Raw genomic sequence first — 23,021 nt, 5'->3', positions numbered from 1 at the left:
AGTCGTTTTTTGTAGAACGGTAATTGCTCTGCAATTGATAGCTGCTCACGCTCACCATATAAGCGCAGGCAGCCTATTTCCCTTAAAACTCCCCATCCGTCGCCACCGACACCCCCCGCCAGGCCTCCAGCTCCGCCCGCAGCGCGTCGATCTTCGTCCTAATGATCTCCACCGCATCACTCCCTGCTGCCAGGCGCAGCGGCGGCTTGGGGTGGGCGGCCAGTTGCAGCAGCACCGCAGCCAGCCGCGCCGGGTCGCCGGGCTGCTGGTGGTTGCGGGCACCAAAACCTTCGGCCACCTGGGCGGATTGCGCGGCGTAATCGGCAGAGGGGGCGGCCAGGGGCTGGCTGCCGGTGCGCATCGACTGGCCGTCCAGAAAGTCGGTGCGAAACGCGCCGGGCTGCACGATGGTGACAAAGATGCCGAAGGCGGCCACCTCCTGCGCCAGGGCCTCGGAGAAGCCCTCCACCGCGAACTTGCTGGCGCTGTACAGGGCGGTGCCGCTGCGGCCCCGCATGCCGGCGATGGACGAGAGGTTCAGCACCCGGCCTGCGCGCTGCTGGCGCATCACCGGCAGCACCGCGCGGGTCACGTGGAACATGCCGAACACATTGGTGTCGAACTGCACCTGCGCATCCGCCGCCGTGCTTTCTTCAAACAGGCCGAGCTGGCCGTAGCCCGCGTTGTTGACCAGTACGTCGATGCGGCCAAAGCGGGCCATGGCGGCCTGCACGGCGGCGTGGGCTTGGGATTCAACGCTTACGTCCAGGTCCAGCGCCAACAAACGCTTGTGGGTGGTGGCGATGCTGTGGCGGCTGCGGGCGGTGGCGACCACGTTGTGGCCTGCGGCCAAGGCGGCTTGCACGGTGTGCGCGCCGATGCCGCGTGCGGCACCGGTAATGAACCAGGTGGTGGGTTGGAAAGGCATGAGGGCTCCAGGGTTGAAAGAGCTTGACTATCCCCGCACGGGCCCCTGCAGCGGTAGCGTGATGCTGCCGGGCTCTTGCATAATCCTCGCATGTTGCCGTCCATGCCCGTTGAAACCAATAGATAAATTTGCGATGTGATTGCACGGCACTGGCAGGGCAACCAGGCCGCCACGGCCCTGCCGCGCGTGCGGCTGGTGCGGGCAGACGCGCCCACCTTGCCGGTGGCCGTGGTCTACCAGCCGGTTCTGTACATCGTGGCCCAGGGGGCCAAGCGGGTGCTGCTGGGGGAGTCGGTGGTGGAGTACCGCGCCGGGCAGTGCCTGCTGGTGTCGGTGGACTTGCCGGTGACCGGGGCGGTGGTGCAGGCCAGCCCGGAAGAGCCCTATCTGGCCTTCGCGCTCGCGCTGGACACGGCGGTGCTGGCCGACATGCTGCTGGCCTTGCCCCGCCAGCCCACCGGTGCCCCGTCGCCCGGCCTGGCCGTCAGCCCGGCCACGCCCGACCTGCTGGATGCCGCCCTGCGCCTGCTGCGGCTGCTGGACACCCCCGCCCACATCCCCATGCTGGCCCCGCTGATTGAAAGGGAAATCCTGTACCGCCTGCTCACCGGCGCGCAGGCCCCCATGCTGCGCCAGATCGCCCTGGCCCACAGCCACCTGGCGCACATTGGCCGCACCATAGCCTGGATCCGCCGCCATTTCGCCGAGCCGCTGCGCATTGCCACGGTGGCGCAGCAGGTGCACATGACGGCCTCTACCTTCCACCGCCATTTCAAGGCCGTTACCGCCATGAGCCCGCTGCAGTACCAAAAGCAGATCCGCCTGCAGGAAGCCCGCCGCCTGCTGCTAGCGGGCCAGGCCGACGCGGCCAGCATCGGCTTTGCCGTAGGCTACGAGAGCCCGTCCCAGTTCAGCCGCGAATACGCGCGCTTCTTCGGCCAGCCGCCGGTGCGGGATGCTGTGCGGCTGCGGGCGCTGGGGGCTTTGGTGGAGGTGTGATTTTGGCGGGCATTGTAATAATGCATCTACAAAAATAGCACAGATGCAATTAATGCATCTACAATTAATCGCATGGATACCCGACTTACTTGGGACGAAGCCAAGCGGCAAAGCAATCTGCGCAAACATGGGTTTGATTTTGCCGACGCAGGCGAGGTGTTGGAGTCGCGGTTTCGGCTGGACATCCCGCAGCAGGGTATCGGCGAATTACGCACGCTGTCGATCTCTTATGTGTTGGGTTTTCTGGCTGTGCTGTCGGTGGTACACACCGAACGTAGTGGCTCTGCACGCGTGATCAGTTTTCGACGTGCGAGCCGTATAGAACGTGAGGTTTACGATGCCTGGCTCGAAAACGAATGCGATGAGTCGTGAGGAAACCCTGGCCGCCGTGCGGGCCAGCCTTCCATCCCAAGATTTTGTGTGGGACGGCACGGACCCAGATGACCGCCCTGCCAGCGCCGAGGAGCTGCAAGCAGGCGTGGCCGCCTACCGCAAGAAGCGTGGTCGCCCCGCAGGCAGCGCCACCAAAGAGCAAGTGGCCATCCGTTTCGACCATGAGGTGCTGGAAGCCTTTCGCACCGCAGGCCCCGGCTGGCAAACCCGGATGAACGACGCGCTCAAAGACTGGCTGCGCACGCATTCTGCGGTGTAGCAATCCCCCAATGGACCCCCAAGTGCCCTTGGCGTGCCAAGCCTTGGCTGTGTTTCCTACAATCGACCCCTCATGAAAACGCCTACCTACACCCGCGCCCAGCAACTCCCCGCCATCCTGGCGCAACGCATCGCCATCCTGGATGGCGCGATGGGCACCATGATCCAGCGCTTCAAGCTGAACGAAGCGCAGTACCGGGGCGAGCGCTTCAAGGACTTCCACAAGGACGTGAAGGGCAACAACGAGCTGCTCAGCCTGACGCGCCCGGACGTGATCCGCGACATCCACGAGGGCTACCTGGCCGCCGGGGCCGACCTGATCGAGACCAACACCTTTGGCGCGACCACCGTGGCCCAGGCCGATTACGACATGGCCGACCTGGCCATCGAGATGAACTTTGAATCGGCCCGCATCGCCCGCGCCGCCTGCGACAAGTACAGCACGCCCGACAAGCCGCGCTTCGTGGCCGGAGCCCTCGGCCCCACGCCCAAAACCGCCAGCATCAGCCCCGACGTGAACGACCCCGGCGCGCGCAACGTGACCTTTGAAGAGCTGCGTGCCGCCTACTACGACCAGACCCAGGCGCTGGTCGAGGGCGGCAGCGACGTGATCCTGGTGGAAACGATTTTTGACACGCTCAACGCCAAGGCCGCGCTGTTTGCGGTGGACGAATACTTTGCCGACTCGGGCCAGCGCCTGCCGCTGATCATCAGCGGCACCGTCACCGATGCCTCGGGCCGCATCTTGAGCGGCCAGACTGTCACCGCCTTCTGGCACAGCGTGCGCCACGCCCAGCCGCTGGCCATCGGCCTGAACTGCGCCCTGGGCGCGGCGCTGATGCGCCCCTACATCCAGGAGCTGCACCGCGTGGCCCCGGACACCTTCATCAGCTGCTACCCCAATGCGGGCCTGCCTAACCCGATGAGCGACACCGGCTTCGACGAAACCCCGGATGTCACCTCGGCCCTGGTGCGCGAGTTCGCTGCCGAGGGGCTGGTCAACATCGTCGGCGGCTGCTGCGGCACCACGCCCGACCACATCGCCGCCATCCACGACGCGGTGACACCGCTGCCGGGCCGCGCGCTGCGTTCGTATTTCTACAAAGAGGCTGCCTGATATGCAAAAAGTACGCTGGGGTGTGTTGAGTACCGCCAAGATTGGCATGGAAAAGGTCACCCCGGCGTTGATGCGCAGCCAGTGGTGCGACGTGCAGGCGATTGCCTCGCGCGCCCTGCCTTCGGCCCGCGCCGCGGCGGACAAGTTGGGCATTCCCACCGCCTACGGCTCTTACGAAGAGCTGCTGGCCGACCCGCACATCGAGGCCATCTACAACCCCCTGCCCAACGACCTGCACGTGCCCATGACCCTGGCCGCAGCGCGCGCGGGCAAGCACGTGCTGTGCGAAAAGCCCATGGCCTTGAACGCCACCGAGGCGGCGCAACTGCGCGAAGTGGCGGGCAAAGTCCACATCATGGAAGCCTTCATGGTGCGCTTTCACCCGCAGTGGCTGCGCACCCGCGAACTGGTGCAAAGCGGTGCCTTGGGCGAGCGCTGCACGGTGCAGGCCTGGTTTTCGTACTTCAACCGCAACCCCGACAACATCCGCAACGATGCGGCCAAGGGCGGCGGCGCACTGTTCGACATCGGCTGCTACCCCATCGTGGCCGGGCGATTTTTGTTCGGTGCCGAGCCGCTGCGCGTGATGGCGCTGGCCGACATGGACCCCACATTCAACGTAGACCGCATGTTCAGCGCGCTGCTGGACTTTGGTGGTGGCCGCCAGCTCAACTTCACCGTCTCCACCCAGTCCACGCCCTACCAGCGCGTGCAGGTGGTGGGTACGCAGCAGCGGGTAGAGATCGAGATCCCGTTCAACGCGCCGCAGGGCGAGGCTACCCGCATCTTCATCGACAACGGCAAAGCCCTGAACGGCAGCAGCGCCACGGTGGAAACCTTCGCGCCCTGCGACCAGTACAGCCTGGAAGGCGATGCGTTCTCCCTCGCCATCCGCGGCGAAACACCGCTGCAGTACGGCGTGGAAGACGCGATCCAGAACATGCGCATCATCGACGCGCTGTTTGCCTCGCAGCGCAGTGGCACTTGGGAAAAGCTGGAAGTGCTCTAGTTGCTACTTAATGCATAGCTGCTTGCGCTAATGGAATAAGCGCTGCGGGTCTATTTGATGCCTGAAATTTACATGCCTGCTACCAACTTCCATCCAGTTAGAACGTGAGGTTTACGATGCCTGGCTCGAAAACGAATGCGATGAATCGTAAGGACTTGCTCGTGCCGTGCAGGCCACTTCGCCAGCCCAGGATTTTTGTGGGGTGGCGTGGACGCAGACGACCGTCCAGCTACCGCTGAAGAGCTGCAAGCTGGCGTGGCGGCCTACCCCAAAAAGCGGGGTCGCCCGGCAGGCAGCGCTACCAAAGAGCAAGTCGCCATCCGTTTCGACCATGATGTGCTGGAGGCCTTTCGTACTGCGGGCCCAGGCTGGCAAACCCGCATGAACGATGCGCTAAAGGATTGGCTGCGTACACACTCTGCGGTGTAGCTTGTGCAGCGGGGACAGGGGTTTAACCCAATCCCGCCTCTGCCAACGCCAGCACGTACAGCGCTGCGCGGGCGCGATGGGCATTCAGGTCCTGTGCTGTAAGCTGACGGAAGCGCTCTATTGCGGCAGTGGATACGCAGGCCCCGATGTCATTTGCCATGAACGAGTGTTTCATGTGCTACAAAATAGCTAGCTTCTTGCGCTCATTGAATAAGCGCTAGGAGCCCATTTCTTGTAAACTTTCCGTCAGCAGCTTGCGGGCCGCGCGCCCGGCGCTCACCAGGGCGATGAAGCGCCGTGCCGCCAGGCCCAGCGGCCTTTCTTTGGACCAGACCACGTCCACCCACAGCTCCAGCCGGTTGGTCAGGTTGTCGAACGGCATTTGCACCAGCGTGCCTGCGGCGATCTGGCTGCGCACAAAAGACTGCGGCAGCCAGCCCCAGCCGATACCGGCCTCGATCAGGCCCAGCGCGGCGATGTGGTTGTCGGTGCGCCAGCAGTGGCGGGCGTAGGCGAAGCGGGTGTCGATGGCGGCCAGGTCGCGGCTGGCCACCACGATCTGGCGGGTGTTGGTGAGCTGCTCTTCGCGCAGGCCCGCGCCCGGCTGCAGGGTCTGGGCCAGCAGGGCGGGGGCCATCACGGCGACCAGGATTTCGCTGCTCACCTCCTGGAAACCCTCGCGCCCGTCCAGGCTGGGCCGCTCGAACACCAGCGCCAGATTGGCCCGGCCCGCGTGCAGCATGGCCAGCGCGTCGGCCTGGGGCGCAGCCAGCACTTCCACTTCCAGCAGCGGGTGTTCCTGCGCCAGCGTGGCCAGCGGGCTGCGCCACTCTGCGGCCAGCAGCTCGGGGGCGATGGCCAGGGTCAGGCGGCTTTCCAGGCCCTGGGTCAGGGCCAGCGCCTGGGCCTGCAGCTGCTGCAACTGGGCGGCCAGCAGCCGCGCCTGCGGCTCCAGCGAGCGGGCCGCCGCCGTGGGTTGGGGCTCGCGGCCACGGCGGTCGAACAGCGGCAGGTTGAGCTCGGCCTCCAGGTGGGCGATGGCCATGCTCACCGCCGAGGGCACACGCCCCAGCGCCCGCGCGGCGGCCGAGAACGAGCCCCGGTCCAGCACGGCCAGAAACACCTGCACGTTTTCCGAGGTAAATGCCAAGATGCACCTATCAGTGAAGTTGAAACAAGCTGACTTTATGTATCAGAGTTTAAGACATACAGTCACCCCATTACCAAGGACCCGCGCCATGCAAGGAATGAAGAGAAAGTTTGTTTACGTCAGCCTGTACGAGGCCATTGCCATCGTGGCCGCCACGCTGGGGCTGGCCGGGATGTCGGGCCAGGGCATGCAGGATGCGGGCATGCTGGCGGTGGCCACGTCGGTGATCGCTGTGGTGTGGAACCTGGTGTTCAACACCTTGTTCGAGCGCTGGGAGGCGCGCCAGCCGGTGCGAGGCCGCAACTTTGCGCGCCGCGTGGCACATGCCGTGGGGTTTGAGGGCGGCCTGACGCTGATTTTTGTGCCGCTGATGGCCTGGTGGCTGGACGTGACCTGGCTGCACGCCTTGTGGATGGACTTCGGGCTGCTGCTGTTTTTTCTGGTCTACACCTTCGTCTTCAACTGGGCGTTTGACCGGGTGTTTGGTCTGCCTGCGTCGGCGCTGGCGGCGGCGGCCTGACGCGGGTGTTCAGGTCGGCATCAGGTGGTCGATTTCCTGCTGCATGGCCTGCACCAGCTGGCTGTAGCGCTTGACCTTTTCGGTGGTGTCGCGCAGCCGCTCGGCGATGCGCAGCGACACGGCCAGCAGCAGCTTGGCGGCGGTGCGCGGATCGTCCTGGCTGAGCTTTTCCAGGGCCGCGCGGGACAGCACGGCACCGGTGACGTCGGTGGTGGCGGTGCACGAGGCCAGCCGGGCCTGGCCGTCGATCAGGCCCATTTCGCCAATCAGGCTGCCGGGGCCGAGCACGCTGACCGTGACCGGGTTGCGGCGGCTCACCACGATGTTTTCTACCGTCACCTCGCCCTCCAGCAACAGCAGCATGTAGCCGGTTTCGCTGGTATTGCCTTCGTGGATGAAGGTGGTGTCCATGGCGATACGGCGCGGCGTCATGTAGCTCACCACCGTCAGCGCCTCGCTGGGGCTGAGCTGCATCAGCGCGGTGGGCGCAATCAGCAGCTCGGCGGCGCGGCTGGCCGAACCCGAGTGCTGCACCGAGCGCATGCGCTCATGGGGTTCGAGGAGCTCCGGTGTCCGCGACAACTGGGTTTTGATGCCGTCCATCAGGTTTTTGAACATGGTCTCGGGTCCGTGGTGAAGCCTGCTCCGCTTTTAGCACATCGCCTGGGCGGGCAGGGCTGGGGTTGGTATGTAGTTGCTATTAAATAAATAGCTTGTTGCGCTTATTGAATAAGCACGGAGGCCGGATTTCTTATAAATTTTGGGCCGCCCTTAAAATTGCAGCCTCCCAAGGAGCGTTGCAGCGGGTTTGTTCCCCGTCAGGCTTGGGTTGATTACCAACGACGCTCACCTGAACCATGTCCCTCCACAGGTGAGTTGTATGTCCGAATCTGTCGTAAGCCCCGTCCCCCCCATGTTGTTGTCCGGCCTGGAGCCCGTGCTCATCGGCCAAGGCACGCTGTTCGTCAACATCGGCGAGCGCACCAACGTCACCGGCTCCAAGGCCTTCGCCCGGATGATCTTGAACGGCGAGTTCGACCAGGCCTTGTCGGTGGCCCGCCAGCAGGTGGAAAACGGCGCGCAGGTGATCGACATCAACATGGACGAGGCCATGCTCGACAGCAAGGCCGCCATGGTGCGGTTTTTGAACCTGATTGCCAGTGAGCCCGACATCGCCCGCGTGCCCATCATGGTGGACAGCTCCAAGTGGGAAGTGATCGAGGCCGGGCTGCGCTGCATCCAGGGCAAACCCATCGTCAACTCCATCAGCATGAAAGAAGGCGTAGATGCCTTCAAGCACCATGCAAAGCTGGTGCGGCGCTACGGCGCGGCTGCCGTGGTGATGGCGTTTGACGAGAAGGGCCAGGCCGACACCTATGCGCGCAAGATCGAGATCTGCGAGCGCGCCTACCGCATCCTGGTCGACGAGGTCGGTTTTCCGCCCGAAGACATCATCTTCGACCCCAATATCTTCGCTGTGGCCACGGGCATCGAAGAGCACAACAACTACGCCGTGGACTTCATCGAGGCCACGCGCTGGATCAAGCAGAACCTACCGGGGGCCAAGGTCTCGGGCGGGGTGAGCAATGTGAGTTTCAGCTTCCGCGGCAACGACCCGGTGCGCGAGGCCATCCACACCGTGTTTCTGTACCACGCCATCCAGGCGGGCATGGACATGGGCATCGTCAACGCGGGCATGGTGGGGGTGTACGACGACCTGGAGCCGGTACTGCGCGAACGTGTGGAAGACGTAGTGCTGAACCGCCGCCCCGATGCGGGCGAGCGCCTGGTGGAGATTGCCGAAACCGCCAAGAGCGGTGCCAAGGACGAAAGCAAGCGCCTGGACTGGCGCGGCACTGCCGACCACTTTGTGACGGTAGAGCAGCGCCTGAGCCACGCCATGGTGCACGGCATCACCGACTTCATCGTGCCCGACACCGAAGAGGCCTACCAGGCCGTGCTGGCCAAGGGCGGCCGCCCGCTGCACGTGATCGAAGGCCCGCTGATGGCGGGCATGAACATCGTGGGCGACCTGTTTGGCCAGGGCAAGATGTTCCTGCCGCAGGTGGTGAAGTCGGCGCGGGTGATGAAGTCCGCCGTGGCGCATTTGATCCCCTACATCGAAGAAGAAAAGCGCCTGGACGAAGCCGCAGGCCGCGACGTGCGCACCAAGGGCAAGATCATCATCGCCACGGTAAAGGGCGACGTGCACGACATCGGCAAGAACATCGTCACCGTGGTTTTGCAGTGCAATAACTTCGAGGTCATCAACATGGGCGTGATGGTGCCCTGCCACGAAATTCTGGCCCGCGCCAAGGTGGAAGGGGCCGACATCGTGGGCCTGAGCGGCCTGATCACCCCCAGCCTGGAAGAAATGCAGTATGTGGCGGGCGAGATGCAAAAGGACGACCATTTCCGCATCAAGAAAATCCCGTTGATGATCGGCGGTGCCACCACCAGCCGCGTGCACACCGCCGTGAAGATTGCGCACCACTACGACGGCCCGGTGGTCTATGTGCCCGATGCCTCGCGCAGCGTGGGCGTGGCGCAAAGCCTGCTGGGTGACGGCGCGGGGGCTTTCATTGAAGAGCTGAATGCCGACTACGACAAGGTACGCCACCAGCACGCCAACAAGAAGCAAACCCCGCTGTGGCCGCTGGCCAAGTGCCGCGCCAACAAAACGCCGATGGACTGGGCTGGCTACACCCCCAAGGTGCCCAAATTCATCGGCCGCCGCGTCTTCAAGAATTTCGACCTGACCGAGCTGGCCAAGTACATCGACTGGGGACCGTTCTTCCAGACCTGGGACCTGGCCGGGCCCTACCCGGCCATCCTGACCGACGAAGTGGTCGGCATAGAAGCCACCCGGGTGCACAAGGATGCGCAGGCCATGCTGAAACGCGTGGTCGAGGGCCGCTGGCTCACCGCCAACGGCGTGATCGCCCTGTACCCGGCCAATACGGTGTTGGATGACGACATCGTCTTCTACACCGACGCATCGCGCAGCGAAGTCGCCATGACCTGGCACGGCCTGCGCCAGCAGACCGAGAAGCAGGCCATCGATGGGGTCATGCGCCCCAGCCGCTGCCTGGCCGACTTCGTGGCACCCAAGAGCAGCGGCGTGGCCGACTACGCAGGCATGTTCGCTGTGACCGCCGGGCTGGGTGCCGAAAAGAAGGAAGCGCAGTTCATGGCCGAGCTGGACGACTACTCCAGCATCATGTTCAAGGCCATTGCCGACCGCCTGGCCGAGGCCTTTGCCGAATGCCTGCACCACCGCGTGCGTACCGACCTGTGGGGCTACGCGCCGCAAGAGTCGCTGGGCATCGAAGAGATGATTGCCGAGAAATACACCGGCATCCGCCCCGCGCCCGGCTACCCGGCCTGCCCGGACCACAGCGCCAAGCAGGACATGTTTGCCTTGCTGCAATGCGCTGAGATCGGCATGGAACTCACCGAGAGCCTGGCCATGCTGCCGGCCGCCAGCGTGAGCGGCTTCTATCTGGGGCATCCGGACAGCGTGTACTTCAACGTCGGCAAGATTGGCGAAGACCAGCTGAAAGACCTGGCCCAGCGCCGTGGCGTGGCCGAGGCCGATCTGCAGCGCCTGCTGGCGCCGAATTTGTAAGAACACGTTTCTGTATAGGGTTTTCCCTATTGCCCGGGCTCATAGGGCTATGTGCTTGTTGTTTGCTACATTTTGTAAGAGACTGGGCTCCAACTTTTCAAGGTGCGCTTGCCGCCCTACAGCCCATGGATGACGAAGATCTGCTTGAGTTCATAGACGGTGCCCCGCCTGCGGCCACGGTGGCCCTGCGAGAGCCGTGGCGGATTCTGGTGGTGGACGACGATCCCGATGTGCACGAAAGCACGGCCTACGGCCTGCGCGGCCTGGAGATCGAAGGCCGGGGGCTGCACCTTTTGCACGCCCACTCGGCCGCCGATGCCCTGGCGCTGTTGCGCCAAGAGCCCGATGTGGCGGTGGTGCTGCTGGACGTGGTGATGGAAACCGACAACGCCGGACTGCTCACCGTGGGGGCGATCCGCAACGAGCTGGGGCTGGCCAATGTGCGCATCATTCTGCGCACCGGCCAGCCGGGCCAGGCCCCGGAGATCGAGACCATACGCCGTTATGACATCAACGACTACAAGGCCAAAAGCGAGCTCACCCGCACCAAGCTCTACACCACGCTGACCGCGGCCATCCGCTCTTTTGATCAGCTGCGCCGCATGGATGCCAGCCGCCGGGGGCTGGAGAAGATCGTGGCGGCCAGCAACCAGTTCATCGCCCAGCCGGGCCTGCAAAGCTTTGCCGAGGGGGTGATCACGCAGATCGCCGGGCTGGTGGGGGTGGAACCCGAAGGGGTGTTGTGCGCCTGCACGCCCCAGGCCGAAACCGGATCGCATTGCGTGGTGATCGCGGCCGCCGGGCGGCTGGCCCACCTGATGCAGTGCCGCATCACCGATATCGACGACCCGTATATCGTGGCCAGCCTCACCCAGTGCCTGGCCGAGCGCCGCAACCTGCTGGCCGAACGCAGCGTGACCCTGTTCTTTCCGGGCCGCGAGGGCGGCGACTTCGTGGCGTTTGTCTATGCTTCGGCCCCGCTGCGCGATGTAGACATGCATTTGCTGGAGGTGTTTTGCACCAATATCGCCCTGTGCGCCGCCAATGTGGAGCTGGTGACCCGGCTGCGCAACCATGCCTTTGTGGACCGCATGCTGGGCCTGCCCAACCGCACCGCCTTCCTCCAGCACCTGGACGACGCGGTAGCCGCGCGCGGCACAGCCGGGCACGCCATTGGCCTGATGGACGTGGACCAGTTTGCCGAGACTAACGACATGTTTGGCCATGCCTATGGCGACCAGCTGCTGGCCGCCATCGCCCTGCGGCTGGGCGCGGTGCTGGCCGGAGCCGGGTTTCTGGCGCGGGTGGCGGGCGATACCTTTGGCCTGTTTGGACTGGAGTCCAGCGTCAACCCTGAGCGGCTGCGTGGCGTGTTCGACCAGCCGTTCGAGATCGAGAACGTGCTGCGGCCGGTGTCGGTCTGCATGGGCTTTGTGCGCTGTGACGACACCAGCGGCAGCGGCCTGGAGCTGCTGAAAGACGCGTCCATCGCCTTGAAGCGCGCCAAGGAGCTGGGCCAGGGCCGCAGCGCGTATTACTCGGCCGAGGTGGGCACCATCACCCGCGAGCGCACCCGCATGCTGCACGGCCTGCAGCGCGCGTTTGACCACGAGCACCTGTTTGTGGTGTACCAGCCCCAGGTGAACCTGGCCGATGGCCGTCCCACCGGCGTGGAAGCCTTGCTGCGCTGGCGCACCGATGACGGCAAGTTTGTGCCACCCGACCGCTTCATCCCGGTGGCCGAGCAGTCGGGCCTGATCGTCACCATGGGGGCCTGGGTGCTGCGCTCGGCCCTGCACGCCATGGCCGCGTTGCGCCAACAAGGTAACGCGCTGGGCATCCGGGTGGCGGTCAACGTGTCGTCGGTGCAGTTTGCCCAGCCGCAGTTTCTGGACGTGGTGGACGAGGCCCTGCGGGACAGCGGCATGCCGCCCGAGAGCCTGGAGCTGGAGATCACCGAGTCGGTGGCGGTGATGGGCATGGAGCGCGTGGCGGCCTTGCTGCGCCAGATCAAGGCGCGCGGCATTGCGGTGGCCATCGACGACTTTGGCACCGGGTTTTCGTCCCTGTCCTACCTGGACCGCCTGCCTGCCGACCGCCTGAAGATCGACCGTGCCTTTGTGATGTCGCTGGACTCGGGCCGCCTGGGTGCGCGCATTGCCGAAATGATCGTGCCGCTGGGCCACCAGTTGGGCATGCAGGTGCTGGCCGAGGGCGTGGAAACTGAAGGCCAGGCGCATATCTTGCGCGGTCTGGGCTGTGACGAGGCGCAGGGCTACCTGTATGCCAAACCCATGACCATCGAAGACCTGGGGCCCTGGCTGGCGCAGCGCCTGGGGCCGCCGCCGTGAACTGGCGGCTCTGGCTGGCCGCCCTGCTATTGGTGGGGTGCCTGCCGGGATGCGGTCCGCCCAAAGCCATCCGTCTGGGTTTTATCGGCAGTTTGTCGGACCGGGGGTCGGATACGGGGGAAGATGGCCGCAACGGTATGATCCTGGCGGTGGAGCAGCGCAACCAGGCCGGTGGCATCCGGGGCCGCATGGTCGAGATGCAGGTGCAGGACGACGGCATGGAGCCGGTGAAGTCGCAGCAGGCCATCCAGGCCCTGGTGGCGGCGCGGGTCGAGGCCGTGGTCGGGCCTTTCAGCAGTGCGGTTGCCCAGGTGGCGGTGCCGCTGATCAACCAGGCCGGTATCGTCATGGTCAGCCCCACCGTGACCTCCACGGACTTTGTGGGGAAGGACGATTTTTTCATCCGCATCAACCGCACCACGCGGGACAACGCCAGCGAGTACGCCCAGTTGCTGTACCAGCGCGGCCAGCACCGCATGGCGCTGGCGTACGACACGCGCAACGCCAGCTACTCCCTGGCCTGGCTGGACGCGTTCAAGCAGGCGTATGGCGCGCTGGGCGGCCAGGTGGTGGCGGTGGTGGCATTCGAGTCCGATGCCCGCACGGGTTTTGGCAGTGTGGTGCGCCAGATGCTGGCCCAACCGGCACAGGGCCTGCTGTTCATCGGGAGTGCCATCGATGTTGCACGTCTGGCCCAGCAGGCCGACAAGCTGGCACCGCAGATGCCCAAGAGCGCGGCCGAAAGGGCCTCTACCGAATTGCTGTTGGAGCTGGGCGGCCGCTCGGTGGAGGGGCTGCTGATTGCGCAGCCCTTCAACCGGGATGACACTTCCGCGCGCTACCGCAGTTTCCACCGGGCTTTTGTGGCGCGGTTTGCGCGGGAGCCCAGCTTTAGCGCGGTACTGGCGTACGACGGCACGGACATGTTGTGTCAGGCCATGGCATCGCAGGCACCGGGCCAGTCTCTGAAGGACAGCATCCTCCAGCATGGGCCTTACCAGGGCCTGCAGCAAAGTATCCAGCTCGACCGCTTCGGCGACACCGCGCGCAAGGTGTTTTTTACCGAGGTGCGTGGCGGCAAGTTTGTGTTGCTGCCATGACCACGCTGCGTGTCTGGCGCTTGCGCAGCACCCTGGCGGCCCTGCTGGTGGTGACGATCCTGGCCACGTTTGCGATTGTGGGATCCAGCATCCTGCTGTTGCAGATTCCCAGAATCGAGGCCGACAACAAAGTCGAGGTGGAACGCGACATCCATGAAATCGCCGACCGGGTGGAGATCTTGCTGGGCTCGCTGGAAGCCCGCATGGAACTGCTCAGCGAAGCTGTGGAAACCCGGGATCTGCTGGAAGCCACCGCTTTGCTGGAGCGCGCCGCCTGGGAGGGCACGGCCATCCGTGCCATTTACCTGGCATCCAACGAGGGCACGGTGCTGGCCGCCGGGGTGGTCCCTGTGCTGCGCGAGCACCGTACCGACCTGCTCGGCAGTGACCTGTCGGCCAGCCCGCTGTTTCGGGCCGTGCTGGAGTCGCGCCAGATGGTCTGGGGGGACAAGTTCTTGTCGGCTTTGTCGGGGGCCGTGACGGTGGGCCTGGCCTACCCGGTAGGCCGTGACCGCGTGCTGTTGGCCGAAGTGCCGCTATCGTATTTGCTGGATACCTTCCAGCTTGCGGCGGGTCAGCGCGCGGCATCCATCTGGCTGGTGGACCGCAGCGGCGAAATCGTGGCCGACACCGATGGCGGGACGCATGTGGGCACGGTGAATGTGCTGAACTGGCCATTGGTGCAGGCTGCGCGGAACTTTCAAACCCTGCCCGAGGTGTTCCGTTTCGGGGGCCGCAGCTTCCACCCGGCGGTGGTGCATTCCGAAGCTCTGGACTGGTATTTTGTAGGCGGCATGCCTGCCGGGCTGGAGAACCAGGACATCCAGGGGCTGGTGGTGATGGTGGTGGCCGGGTTTGCAGGTGCCGTGCTGGTGGGTTTGGTGCTGGCCCCGTTTTGGGCCTCGTGGCTGACCCGGCCCTTGCGCCGCATCCTCGTCCGCGCTGGGCAGATTACCCAGGGCGCTGCCGACGGGCCCTGGCCACGCGGTGCCATCCTGGAGTTCAATGACCTGTCGGCAGACCTGGAGAAAATGGCCCGCACGCTGCGGGAGCGTGAACTGAAGTCGCAAGCCATCTTCAACGCCTCACCGGTACCCATGTCGGTGACCCATACCGAGTCGCCCTACCCGTTGCTGGACGTGAACGAGGCCTGGTGCCGGGGGTTCGGGCGCACGCGGGAGGCGGTATTGGGCCGCACCGCGAACGAGATTGGCCTGTGGCGGTCGCAGGAGGAGCGCAGCGCGATGTTGAACAGCCTGCAGCAGGGGCACACGGTGGTGGAGGCCTGGATGCTGCGGGGCGATGGCGAGGCGGTGCTGTTCCAGCTATACCGGCGGCAGGCGCAGGTGGGCACCTCTTTCCTGATGGTGTGGGCGGCGGTGGAGATGACCGACATCCAGCGCATCAGCAACGAGCTGCGCGAACTCAATACCGAACTCGAAGCCCGCGTGCAGCGCCGCACCCAGGCCCTGGCGGCTGCCAACGAAGATTTGTCGGGTGCGGTGGCCCATCTGCGCGCCACCCAGGCCGAGCTGGTGCGGGCCGAAAAAATGGCCGCTTTGGGCGGGCTGGTGGCTGGTGTGGCCCACGAGCTCAACACTCCGCTGGGCAACAGCCTGATGGCGGTCAGCGCGCTCACTGACGAGGTGCGCCAATTCCGCACCGCCATGCACACTGGCCTGCGCCGCAGCGCGCTGAACAGCCTGCTCGACAGTGTGGACCAGGCCACCGACATCGCCACCCGCAACCTGCACCGCGCAGCCGACCTGGTCACCAGCTTCAAACAGGTGGCGGTGGACCAGACCAGCTCGCAACGCCGCCATTTTGAGTTGCGCGAGGTCGTGGATGAAATGGTGGCCAGCCTGCGCCCGACCTTTGCCCGCACACCCTACAAGATCCAGGTCGATGTACCCACCGGTTTGCGGCTGGACAGTTACCCCGGTGCACTGGGCCAGGCGATTGGCAACCTGATCCACAACGCCGTGCTGCACGGCTTTGAGGGCCGCGACCATGGCACCGTGCGCCTTACCGGTGGGCGCGACGACCAAGGCGCAGTGGTGTTATGTGTGACCGACGACGGATGCGGCATTCCGCCCGATCTGCTGGACCGGATCTTCGATCCTTTCGTCACTACCAAAATGGGCCGGGGCGGCACCGGCTTGGGCCTGCACATTGCCTATAACGCTGTGACCAATGTGTTGGGCGGCGGACTGAGTGTATACAGTACACTGGGTTTTGGAGCTACTTTTGAAATGCGCTTGCCTGTGTTGGCACCGCGCACCAGCGGGCCCGCATCGCTGGATTGATTCGATTGAATAGGCTGTAAACGCCTGTTAATACTGCATATTTAGCTATTTAAAAAATAGCAAACATCCATGCAGAATTTATATTCACACAAATATTACAGTATTGTTGCATACACACTATATTGTATTTTTCTAAAGAAATTTGCATACACAATATTTTGCTTACAAAAGAATTGTCTACACTGAGCCATCAGACAGTAAACTTCATGTGAACTGTGTAAAAAAGATATTTGTTTTGGTTTTTGTGACTTTTTTCCTTGAGTTCATTTGTCTGACTCAAGAGTCGATGGTGTGCATTCCGCATGCCATGGCCATGTGCCTTGCTTTGCAAGGTTAGCCCGCACGTCCCGGCAGGGTTGCAGCGCTGTTTTAACTACTTCTCATTGTTTGTATGCCCCCTCTTTCCGTAACGTGCTCATGGCGCTATGCAATCGGTGGATTGGCATGGGGTGCGGTGCCTGCGGTCGCAGCGGAGACCGGCGCCGCTTTGGGCTATGCCCTGGCCAGCCCGTTGGGTGCCGTGTGGGCATGGGCCTTGGTGGGGATGATGGGTACGGTGATGCTGCTGCTGATGGTCTACACGCTGCGGCATTACCTGTTTTCTCTGAACCGGCTGTTTGGCAAGCAACGCCATCCGTATGCCAGCATCGTCAGCGCCGACTGGCCGCGGGTCACCATCTTTGTGGCCGCCCACAACGAAGAAGACGTGATCCAGGACTGTCTGGAAAACCTGATGCGGGTGGACTATCCGGCAGACCGCATGGTCATCATGCCGGTCAACGACCGCTCCAGCGACCGTACCCGCGAGATCATCGATACCGTGGTGGCGCGCTTTCCGGGCCGCATCACACCGTTCCACCGCGTCAGTGGCAAGCCCGGCAAGGCGGCAGCATTGAAAGATGCCACGGCGCTGATCGACACCGACTTCATCATCGTCTTCGATGCCGACTACATGCCCTCGCGTGGCCTGATCCGGCGTCTGATGGCCCCGTTCTTCGACCCCGAAGTGGGGGCGGTGATGGGCCGGGTGGTGCCGCACAACGTCGGTGCCAACCTGCTCACCCGGCTACTGGACCTGGAGCGCTCGGGTGGCTACCAGGTAGATCAGCAGGCCCGCATGAACCTGGGTCTGGTACCGCAGTACGGCGGCACCGTGGGCGGCATCCGCATCAGCGCGCTGGAGTCGGTGGGTGGCTGGCACGACGATGTTCTGGCCGAAGACACCGACCTCACCTACCGCCTGCTGCTGGGGGGCTGGCTCACGGTTTACCACAACCGGGCCGAATGCTACGAAGAAGTACCGCAGAACTGGGGTGTGCGCATGCGCCAGATCAAGCGCTGGTCCAAAGGCCACAACCAGGCTCTGGTACGCCACAGCGGGGCTTTGCTGCGCAACCCGGCGCTGAGCCTGACCGAGCGGGTAGACGGATTCCTGCTGTTGGGTGTCTACATGATGTCACCCATCCTGCTGTTCGGCTGGGTGCTCAGCTTGCTGATGTACTTCACCGTGTCGATGCAGGTGTTGGCCCCGGCGTTCTTGCTGATCGCCTTCATGGCGCACAGCGCGCTGGGCAACTTTGCGGCGTTCTTCGAAATCGCTACGGCGGTGCATCTGGACCGTTCGCGCCAGCGCATCTACCTGCTGGCGTTCACCTTCATGGGCTTCATCGTCAGCGCGGTGGCGATTGCCCAGTCGGTGCTGGAACAGCTGCTATGGGACCGTTTGCCCGGGCGCGGTTTCCATTGGGACAAGACCGTGCGGTACCGCCGTGCGGCTGCGCCAGTGGCCACCGCGTCGGTAGCAATGTCTGTGCATGCGCCGGTACCTGCAGAGGTACATCCATGATGCTGGCCCTGCTGGTCTTGCTCACGGCATCGGTCCTGGCGGTGCCGTTGCTGCCTGCGTTGCGCGAATGGCAGCGGCCCAGCGATGTGGTTCCGCTACAGATCGACGAGGCCGATGCCCTCGACCCGCCGTACCTGGCCCACAGTTTTGCGACCCTGCTGGCAGAAGCCGTCCGCACGGGTGCCAGCCATCTGGGGGGCTCGACCATCACCCATCTGGTGTTGGGCCCGGAGAGCGCCGACCTGCCTTTGCAGCCAGCGGAAATCCTCGCGGGGCGCAGTGACCGGCTGTGGCACATCGAAGGCGGTGTCCAGTTGCCTGAGAACATGCATTTCTATGCGGAAGTGGCGGCCTCCGGTTGGCTGCGGACCGCGACCGATGGTGTCTACCGCGCCCTGTGGGCGGGTACCACGGCCACGCTGCAGCCTGGTACGACCGTACTGCGTTGGGCGCACGGGCAAGAGGTGCACATTGGTGACGCATGCCAGGTTACTGGCCGGGTGACGGCCCAGCAGTCCATCACCGTCGCGCGGGGAGTGGACTTCATGTTGCTGCATGCGCCCCAAGTGCTGTTTGTCGGGTACGGCGGGTGGTTCGCCGGTTGCCCCCCGGATGATTCGGCCGTGTGCGTTGCCATGACCGACTGGCCTGCCGGTGTGGTCTGGGACGGCACAGTGCGCCGGGCTTTTGCCCGCCTGGCACTGCAAGTGGATGCCTGCCGGGCGTGGCGTGCCGACATCGTCTGTTTGGCAGACCTGGTGCTCGGTGCGTATTGCCAGGCCACAGGCAGCCTGAAGGCGCGCGGTGTCTTGCATGTGGGACCTGGCAGCCAGATCAGCGGCAATGTGGTGGCGGGGGGAGTCATCCACCTGGGCGCGGGTTGCGTGGTGCGTGGTTCGGTGGTGTCCGAGACCGCCATTGTCTTGGGCGCTGGCTGCACCATTGGCACGCCGAGCCAAGCGGCGACAGTGGCGGCACCGCAGATCCGGATTGCTGCCGGGACAAGGGTGTACGGTACGGTGTGGGCCGATGAGAGAGGCGCGACCGCCCTGTCCGACAACGGCGAAGCCGACAATCTCTTGTGGGCCGATACGTCCCTATCGGGGGTGGTGGTATGACCGCCATGGCGTTGTTTCGTCTGGCACGCGGTACCGTGGTTGCGGCCCTGCTGGTCTGGGCCGCGTTATGGGCCTGGCCGCATTGGGGGGGGGCACAGCCCGTGGCACTGACGCACCTGGCATTGTTGGTGCCTGACGATGTGACCAGCGACGACCCCACCGTGCAGGCTTGGCAGGATGCGGCGGTGGAAACCGGCTTCTCGATGTCCTTGGTGCGGGCCTCGGCGCTGCTGCGTCCGGGCGGCTACCCGTTGGATGCAGCCCTGGTGGTGCCTGATACCGTGCACCGCCATATGAACAGTGCCCTGGTGGCCCATCTGGAGGAGCGGGTGCGGGCCGGAGCGCAGCTCATGCTGGTACATGACGCAGGCGTCTCCGACATGGACGGCAACTACCATCCAGTGCAGTCGCGCCTGTCAACCTTGGCTGGTATCGGTTACGCGCTGTACGAGAAGCTGGGGCCGGGCATGCTCAGCGAGCAGGTCGCGTGGGTCGATGGTGTGGCTGTACCGTGGTTGCGCCTACCACCGGGCAAGCTGATGCGCGAAGGCGGCGAAAGCCCCCTGGTTAGCACCCAGCCCGCACCCAAGGCCGATGAAGAGCTGGCGGTGGTCAGCTACAACTATGGGCGCTTGCGCTACCCGGTGTTTGCCACCCAGGGCAGCTATGGTGGCCAGCGTCTGATGCACTTTGACGGCGGCGGCCTGCTGGCCGGTGTGCACAGCCTGGGCCAAGGCAAAGTGCTGTTCGTCAACCTGCCGCTGGGGTATTTGAAGCTGCGCACCGACGGCTTCTTCCTGCACAGTTTTTTGCGCTACTTTGCGCAAGACGTGGCGCAGTTGCCGCAACTCTCGACCATGCCCGAGGCCCAGGGCGCGCTCATCATGAACTGGCACATCGACTCGGCTAAAGCCGAACCGGCGATGGAAAAGCTGCAAGCCCTGGGGGTGTTCGAGCAGGGCCCGTATTCCGTGGACCTGACCGCCGGGCCTGATGTCGATGCCATGGGTGACGGCGCAGGCATGGACCTGGATAACAACCCCCGCATGCAGGCCTGGGTGCGCCGCTTTGTCGCGCGTGGCGACGAAGTGGGCAGCCATGGCGGCTGGATCCACAACGCCTTTGGTCTGGTGGTGGACAAGCAGCCCCCGGAGCGTTCCATTCCGCTGATCGAAAAAAATGTGGCCAGCGTGCAGGCGGCCAGTGGCCAGCGCGTGCGCGAGTACTCGGCCCCGGTGGGCAACCACCCGGCGTGGGTCACGCAGTGGCTGCACGACCATGGCATCTACGCCTATTACTCCACTGGCGATATCGGCATGGCCCCGACCCGCAGCTACCAGGATGAAAAACGTGGCCCGGCCGACACCTGGGCTTTCCCGGTGCTGAGCTATGGCACCTACGGCACCTTTGAAGATGCCCAGGCGGCACAGCAGCCCGAGCGCGATATTGCCGCCTGGCTCAAGGATGTGGCCGATTACTGCGCCCAGTACCGCACCGTGCGCCTGGTGTATTTCCATCCTCCCGGCATTGCCATGTTTCCGATGGCCTTCAAGGAATGGATGCAACACACCGCCGCCCTGCTGCGCAACAAAGCACTGCGCTGGATGACCATGGCGCAATACGCCGACTTTGCCAACCAACGGCTGCAGGTGCAATGGACCACAGCCCCGGATGCACAGGTGCCAGCGGCCCAGCAGCTCAACGCCAGCCATCCGCAATCGCTGGCACGCATGGCCTGGCTGCTGCCGATGCAGCGCTATGCCCAGCCGATCGTGCTCGAGGGCCGGGCCCAGATCGACCACGACGGCAGCTACTGGCGTGTGGTCGCCGGTGCTTCGTCCACCCTCAGCCTGCGCCTGCCCGCCCATGCCCCCCCGCCCCAGTCTGCTTCCGCCCAGGAAAGTCCACCATGAATACTCTCGCCCCCATACTCATCTCGGTCGGCACGCGCCCGGAAATCATCAAGATGGCCCCGGTGTACGCCGAGCTGCACCGCCGCGGCATGCCCGTGGCCTGGGTGCATACCGGCCAGCACCGAGAAATGGCCGACACGCTGTACGCGTTCTTTGGCATCCAGCCCCAGCACGAAGTCGTGCTGCAGCGGCGCAATGCCAGCCTGGCGCACCTGAACGCCTTGCTGCTGGAGGGTTTGTCCGAGGTCTACGAGCGGGTGCGGCCCCGCGCGGTGCTGGTGCACGGCGACACCACCAGCACCTTGGCCTCGGCCCAGGCGGCCTTCTACCTGGACGTCCCCATTGGCCACGTGGAAGCCGGCCTGCGTACCGGCAACTCCCGGGAACCCTTCCCGGAAGAAAAGAACCGCGAACTCACCGCCCGGTTGGCCCGCTGGCACTTCGCCCCCACGGCCGGTGCAGCGGCCAACCTGGACAAAGAAGGCGTACCCGACCATGCGGTGCACACCGTGGGCAATTCGGCGGTGGATGCGGCACTGGCCGGCACCGTTCGCCTGGAGCAGTTGCTGGCCGATGGCAGCCTGGTCTTGCCCCCTGAACTGCTAGCCCTGCAGCCGCACCTGGCGCGCTGCAAACTCATGACCGTCACCGCCCACCGCCGCGAAAACTGGGGTGCAGGCATCCATAACATCGCCCGGGCCGTAGGCCAGTTGCTCCTGCAGCACGCCGACCTGGCCGTGGTCTGGCCGGTGCACGGTAACCCGGCGGTGCGCGATGCGGTCCATGCCGAGCTGGGCGGTCTGGCCGAGCGCCTCGGGGGGCGGCTCACGCTGTGCCCGCCGTTGGACTACCCGGCCTTGCTGTGGTGCCTGCACCGCAGCGCGCTGGCCCTGACCGATTCGGGTGGCATCCAGGAAGAAGGTGCCGCACTGTCCTGCCCGGTCCTGGTGCTGCGTGATGCCACCGAGCGCCCCGAGCTGATTGCGGCGGGGGCCGGCATGATTGTGGGCACCGATACCGCCCGCATCGTGCGCACCGTAGACCATTTGCTGGGCGATGGCAGATTGCTCGAGTGCATGCGCCAGGCAGTCAACCCGTTTGGCGATGGCCGCACCGCTCCCCGTATTGCCGATGTCCTGGCCCGAGACCTGGAAAGCCCCCTATGCGTATGAACCTGGTACGCCAAGCCGCCACCGGCCTGGCCCTGGCCGTGGGCGCAGGTGCCAGCGCGTCGGAGCCCTCCCTGCCACCCACCACCTGGGACATGCAGGCCAGCCACAGCCAGCTCAGCGCGGGCCTGCCTGATGGCGAAGCCCTGGTGGTGCGTGCCACCCAGGCGCTGCCCGCTGGCAGCCATCTGCTGGCTGAGCTGGTACAGGAGCGCAAGTTCGGCGAGCGCGGTGGCACGCTGGCATTGGCCTACACCGGCTTCCTGGCACCCGATTGGTTTGCCACAGGCACGCTGGTGGCGGGCCAGGGCGGACCCAACTGGGCCAAATGGCGTGCCGACCTGCAGGTATCCACCAAATGGCTGGACCAGCGCCAACTGGTGACCTCGGGTGCGCTCTACCACGCGGTGTTCGATGGCAGCCGCAGCGACTCGGGGCTGCGCCTGTCGGCCACCTGGTACCTGCCTGCGTCTGCTGTGGTGGAGGCCGGAGCCACGTTCAACCTGAGCCAGCCCGGCAGCGTCCACTCGCACATGCCGTATGCCGCCGTCACCTGGGGGCGTGAGGGCCAGCAGTACCTCAGCCTGCGCGCCTCCAGCGGCACCGAGGCCTACCAGGCTTTGGGCGCAGCCGCGCAACTGGTCAACTTCCGCAGCCGCAGTGTGGCCGCTACCTGGCGGCAGTGGATCGGCCCCCAGTGGGGCATCACGGCCCAGGCCGAACACTACCGTAACCCGACCTACCAGCGCCAGACACTGGGCCTGGGGCTGTTTGCACAGTGGTAGGA

20 protein-coding genes and 1 riboswitch are annotated in these 23,021 nt (G+C 64.7%); of the genes, 16 read left to right on the top strand and 4 right to left on the bottom strand.

Annotation, left to right across the window (positions count from 1 at the left end; genetic code table 11):
- Positions 1 to 82 precede the first annotated feature (82 nt).
- A complete protein-coding gene (locus AC097O_RS15090) occupies positions 83 to 928 on the bottom strand; it encodes an SDR family NAD(P)-dependent oxidoreductase (protein ID WP_479593604.1) in 846 nt (281 codons plus the stop codon).
- Between the two features lie 135 nt (positions 929 to 1,063).
- Here AC097O_RS15090 and AC097O_RS15085 point away from each other — a divergent pair, with 135 nt between their 5' ends.
- The 6 genes from AC097O_RS15085 (at position 1,064) to AC097O_RS15060 (ending at position 5,133) form a co-directional block, all read left to right on the top strand.
- A complete protein-coding gene (locus tag AC097O_RS15085) occupies positions 1,064 to 1,927 on the top strand; it encodes an AraC family transcriptional regulator (RefSeq protein WP_479593602.1) in 864 nt (287 codons plus the stop codon).
- 72 nt (positions 1,928 to 1,999) lie between these two features.
- The gene (locus AC097O_RS15080; protein ID WP_479593600.1) at positions 2,000 to 2,299 is read left to right on the top strand and encodes a BrnT family toxin; all 300 of its coding nucleotides are present in this window, start codon (positions 2,000 to 2,002) and stop codon (positions 2,297 to 2,299) included.
- Entirely contained in the window at positions 2,289 to 2,579 is a 291-nt protein-coding gene (locus AC097O_RS15075) for a BrnA antitoxin family protein (protein ID WP_479593599.1), read from the top strand. The genes AC097O_RS15080 and AC097O_RS15075 overlap by 11 nt, the downstream gene beginning before the upstream one ends.
- A gap of 72 nt (positions 2,580 to 2,651) precedes the next feature.
- Positions 2,652 to 3,695, top strand: a complete 1,044-nt coding sequence (locus tag AC097O_RS15070) for a homocysteine S-methyltransferase family protein (RefSeq protein WP_479593598.1) — start codon at positions 2,652 to 2,654, stop codon at positions 3,693 to 3,695.
- Position 3,696: 1 nt separating this feature from the next.
- A complete protein-coding gene (locus tag AC097O_RS15065) occupies positions 3,697 to 4,704 on the top strand; it encodes a Gfo/Idh/MocA family protein (protein ID WP_479593596.1) in 1,008 nt (335 codons plus the stop codon).
- A gap of 207 nt (positions 4,705 to 4,911) precedes the next feature.
- Positions 4,912 to 5,133 (top strand): BrnA antitoxin family protein, encoded by a 222-nt coding sequence (locus AC097O_RS15060; protein ID WP_479593595.1) that lies wholly within the window; start codon positions 4,912 to 4,914, stop codon positions 5,131 to 5,133.
- Positions 5,134 to 5,155: 22 nt separating this feature from the next.
- Here the strand turns inward: AC097O_RS15060 and AC097O_RS15055 are convergent, their stop codons facing one another.
- Both AC097O_RS15055 and AC097O_RS15050 read right to left on the bottom strand, forming a co-directional pair.
- The gene (locus AC097O_RS15055; protein ID WP_479593594.1) at positions 5,156 to 5,308 is read right to left on the bottom strand and encodes a hypothetical protein; all 153 of its coding nucleotides are present in this window, start codon (positions 5,306 to 5,308) and stop codon (positions 5,156 to 5,158) included.
- A 42-nt stretch (positions 5,309 to 5,350) separates the two neighbouring features.
- Entirely contained in the window at positions 5,351 to 6,283 is a 933-nt protein-coding gene (locus AC097O_RS15050; RefSeq protein ID WP_479593593.1) for a LysR family transcriptional regulator, read from the bottom strand.
- An 88-nt stretch (positions 6,284 to 6,371) separates the two neighbouring features.
- Here AC097O_RS15050 and AC097O_RS15045 point away from each other — a divergent pair, with 88 nt between their 5' ends.
- Positions 6,372 to 6,803, top strand: a complete 432-nt coding sequence (locus AC097O_RS15045) for a PACE efflux transporter (RefSeq protein ID WP_479593592.1) — start codon at positions 6,372 to 6,374, stop codon at positions 6,801 to 6,803.
- Positions 6,804 to 6,812: 9 nt separating this feature from the next.
- On the opposite strand, the gene AC097O_RS15040 is transcribed toward AC097O_RS15045, so the two are convergent.
- Positions 6,813 to 7,421: a cyclic nucleotide-binding domain-containing protein gene (locus tag AC097O_RS15040; RefSeq protein ID WP_479593591.1), complete on the bottom strand. Its 609-nt coding sequence runs from the start codon at positions 7,419 to 7,421 to the stop codon at positions 6,813 to 6,815.
- Between the two features lie 165 nt (positions 7,422 to 7,586).
- A riboswitch (S-adenosyl-L-homocysteine riboswitch) is annotated at positions 7,587 to 7,658 on the top strand.
- Positions 7,659 to 7,683: 25 nt separating this feature from the next.
- On the opposite strand from AC097O_RS15040, the gene metH reads away from it, so the two are divergent.
- From metH to AC097O_RS14995, 9 genes are all read left to right on the top strand, one after another.
- The gene (metH, locus tag AC097O_RS15035; RefSeq protein ID WP_479593590.1) at positions 7,684 to 10,431 is read left to right on the top strand and encodes a methionine synthase; all 2,748 of its coding nucleotides are present in this window, start codon (positions 7,684 to 7,686) and stop codon (positions 10,429 to 10,431) included.
- 125 nt (positions 10,432 to 10,556) lie between these two features.
- The gene (locus tag AC097O_RS15030; RefSeq protein ID WP_479593588.1) at positions 10,557 to 12,782 is read left to right on the top strand and encodes a putative bifunctional diguanylate cyclase/phosphodiesterase; all 2,226 of its coding nucleotides are present in this window, start codon (positions 10,557 to 10,559) and stop codon (positions 12,780 to 12,782) included.
- A complete protein-coding gene (locus AC097O_RS15025; RefSeq protein ID WP_479593587.1) occupies positions 12,779 to 13,882 on the top strand; it encodes an ABC transporter substrate-binding protein in 1,104 nt (367 codons plus the stop codon). The genes AC097O_RS15030 and AC097O_RS15025 overlap by 4 nt, the downstream gene beginning before the upstream one ends.
- A complete protein-coding gene (locus AC097O_RS15020) occupies positions 13,879 to 16,188 on the top strand; it encodes an ATP-binding protein (RefSeq protein ID WP_479593586.1) in 2,310 nt (769 codons plus the stop codon). Before AC097O_RS15025 ends, AC097O_RS15020 begins: the two co-directional genes overlap by 4 nt.
- 454 nt (positions 16,189 to 16,642) lie before the next feature.
- Complete coding sequence (locus AC097O_RS15015) at positions 16,643 to 18,034, top strand: glycosyltransferase family 2 protein (RefSeq protein WP_479593585.1); 1,392 nt, start codon at positions 16,643 to 16,645, stop codon at positions 18,032 to 18,034.
- Positions 18,031 to 19,152, top strand: coding sequence for a bactofilin family protein (locus AC097O_RS15010; protein ID WP_479593584.1), 1,122 nt, complete (start codon positions 18,031 to 18,033; stop codon positions 19,150 to 19,152). Before AC097O_RS15015 ends, AC097O_RS15010 begins: the two co-directional genes overlap by 4 nt.
- Positions 19,153 to 19,157: 5 nt before the next feature.
- The gene (locus tag AC097O_RS15005) at positions 19,158 to 21,065 is read left to right on the top strand and encodes a polysaccharide deacetylase family protein (protein ID WP_479593583.1); all 1,908 of its coding nucleotides are present in this window, start codon (positions 19,158 to 19,160) and stop codon (positions 21,063 to 21,065) included.
- Entirely contained in the window at positions 21,062 to 22,237 is a 1,176-nt protein-coding gene (gene wecB, locus AC097O_RS15000; RefSeq protein WP_479593582.1) for a non-hydrolyzing UDP-N-acetylglucosamine 2-epimerase, read from the top strand. The genes AC097O_RS15005 and wecB overlap by 4 nt, the downstream gene beginning before the upstream one ends.
- The gene (locus tag AC097O_RS14995) at positions 22,228 to 23,019 is read left to right on the top strand and encodes a YaiO family outer membrane beta-barrel protein (protein WP_479589191.1); all 792 of its coding nucleotides are present in this window, start codon (positions 22,228 to 22,230) and stop codon (positions 23,017 to 23,019) included. The genes wecB and AC097O_RS14995 overlap by 10 nt, the downstream gene beginning before the upstream one ends.
- The last annotated feature ends 2 nt before the right edge of the window (positions 23,020 to 23,021 follow it).

The sequence above is a fragment of the Rhodoferax sp. LS1P39 genome, from assembly GCF_056521425.1.
Note: the sequence above shows the minus strand (reverse complement) of the source record. Positions and strands in the feature narration are given on the sequence as shown.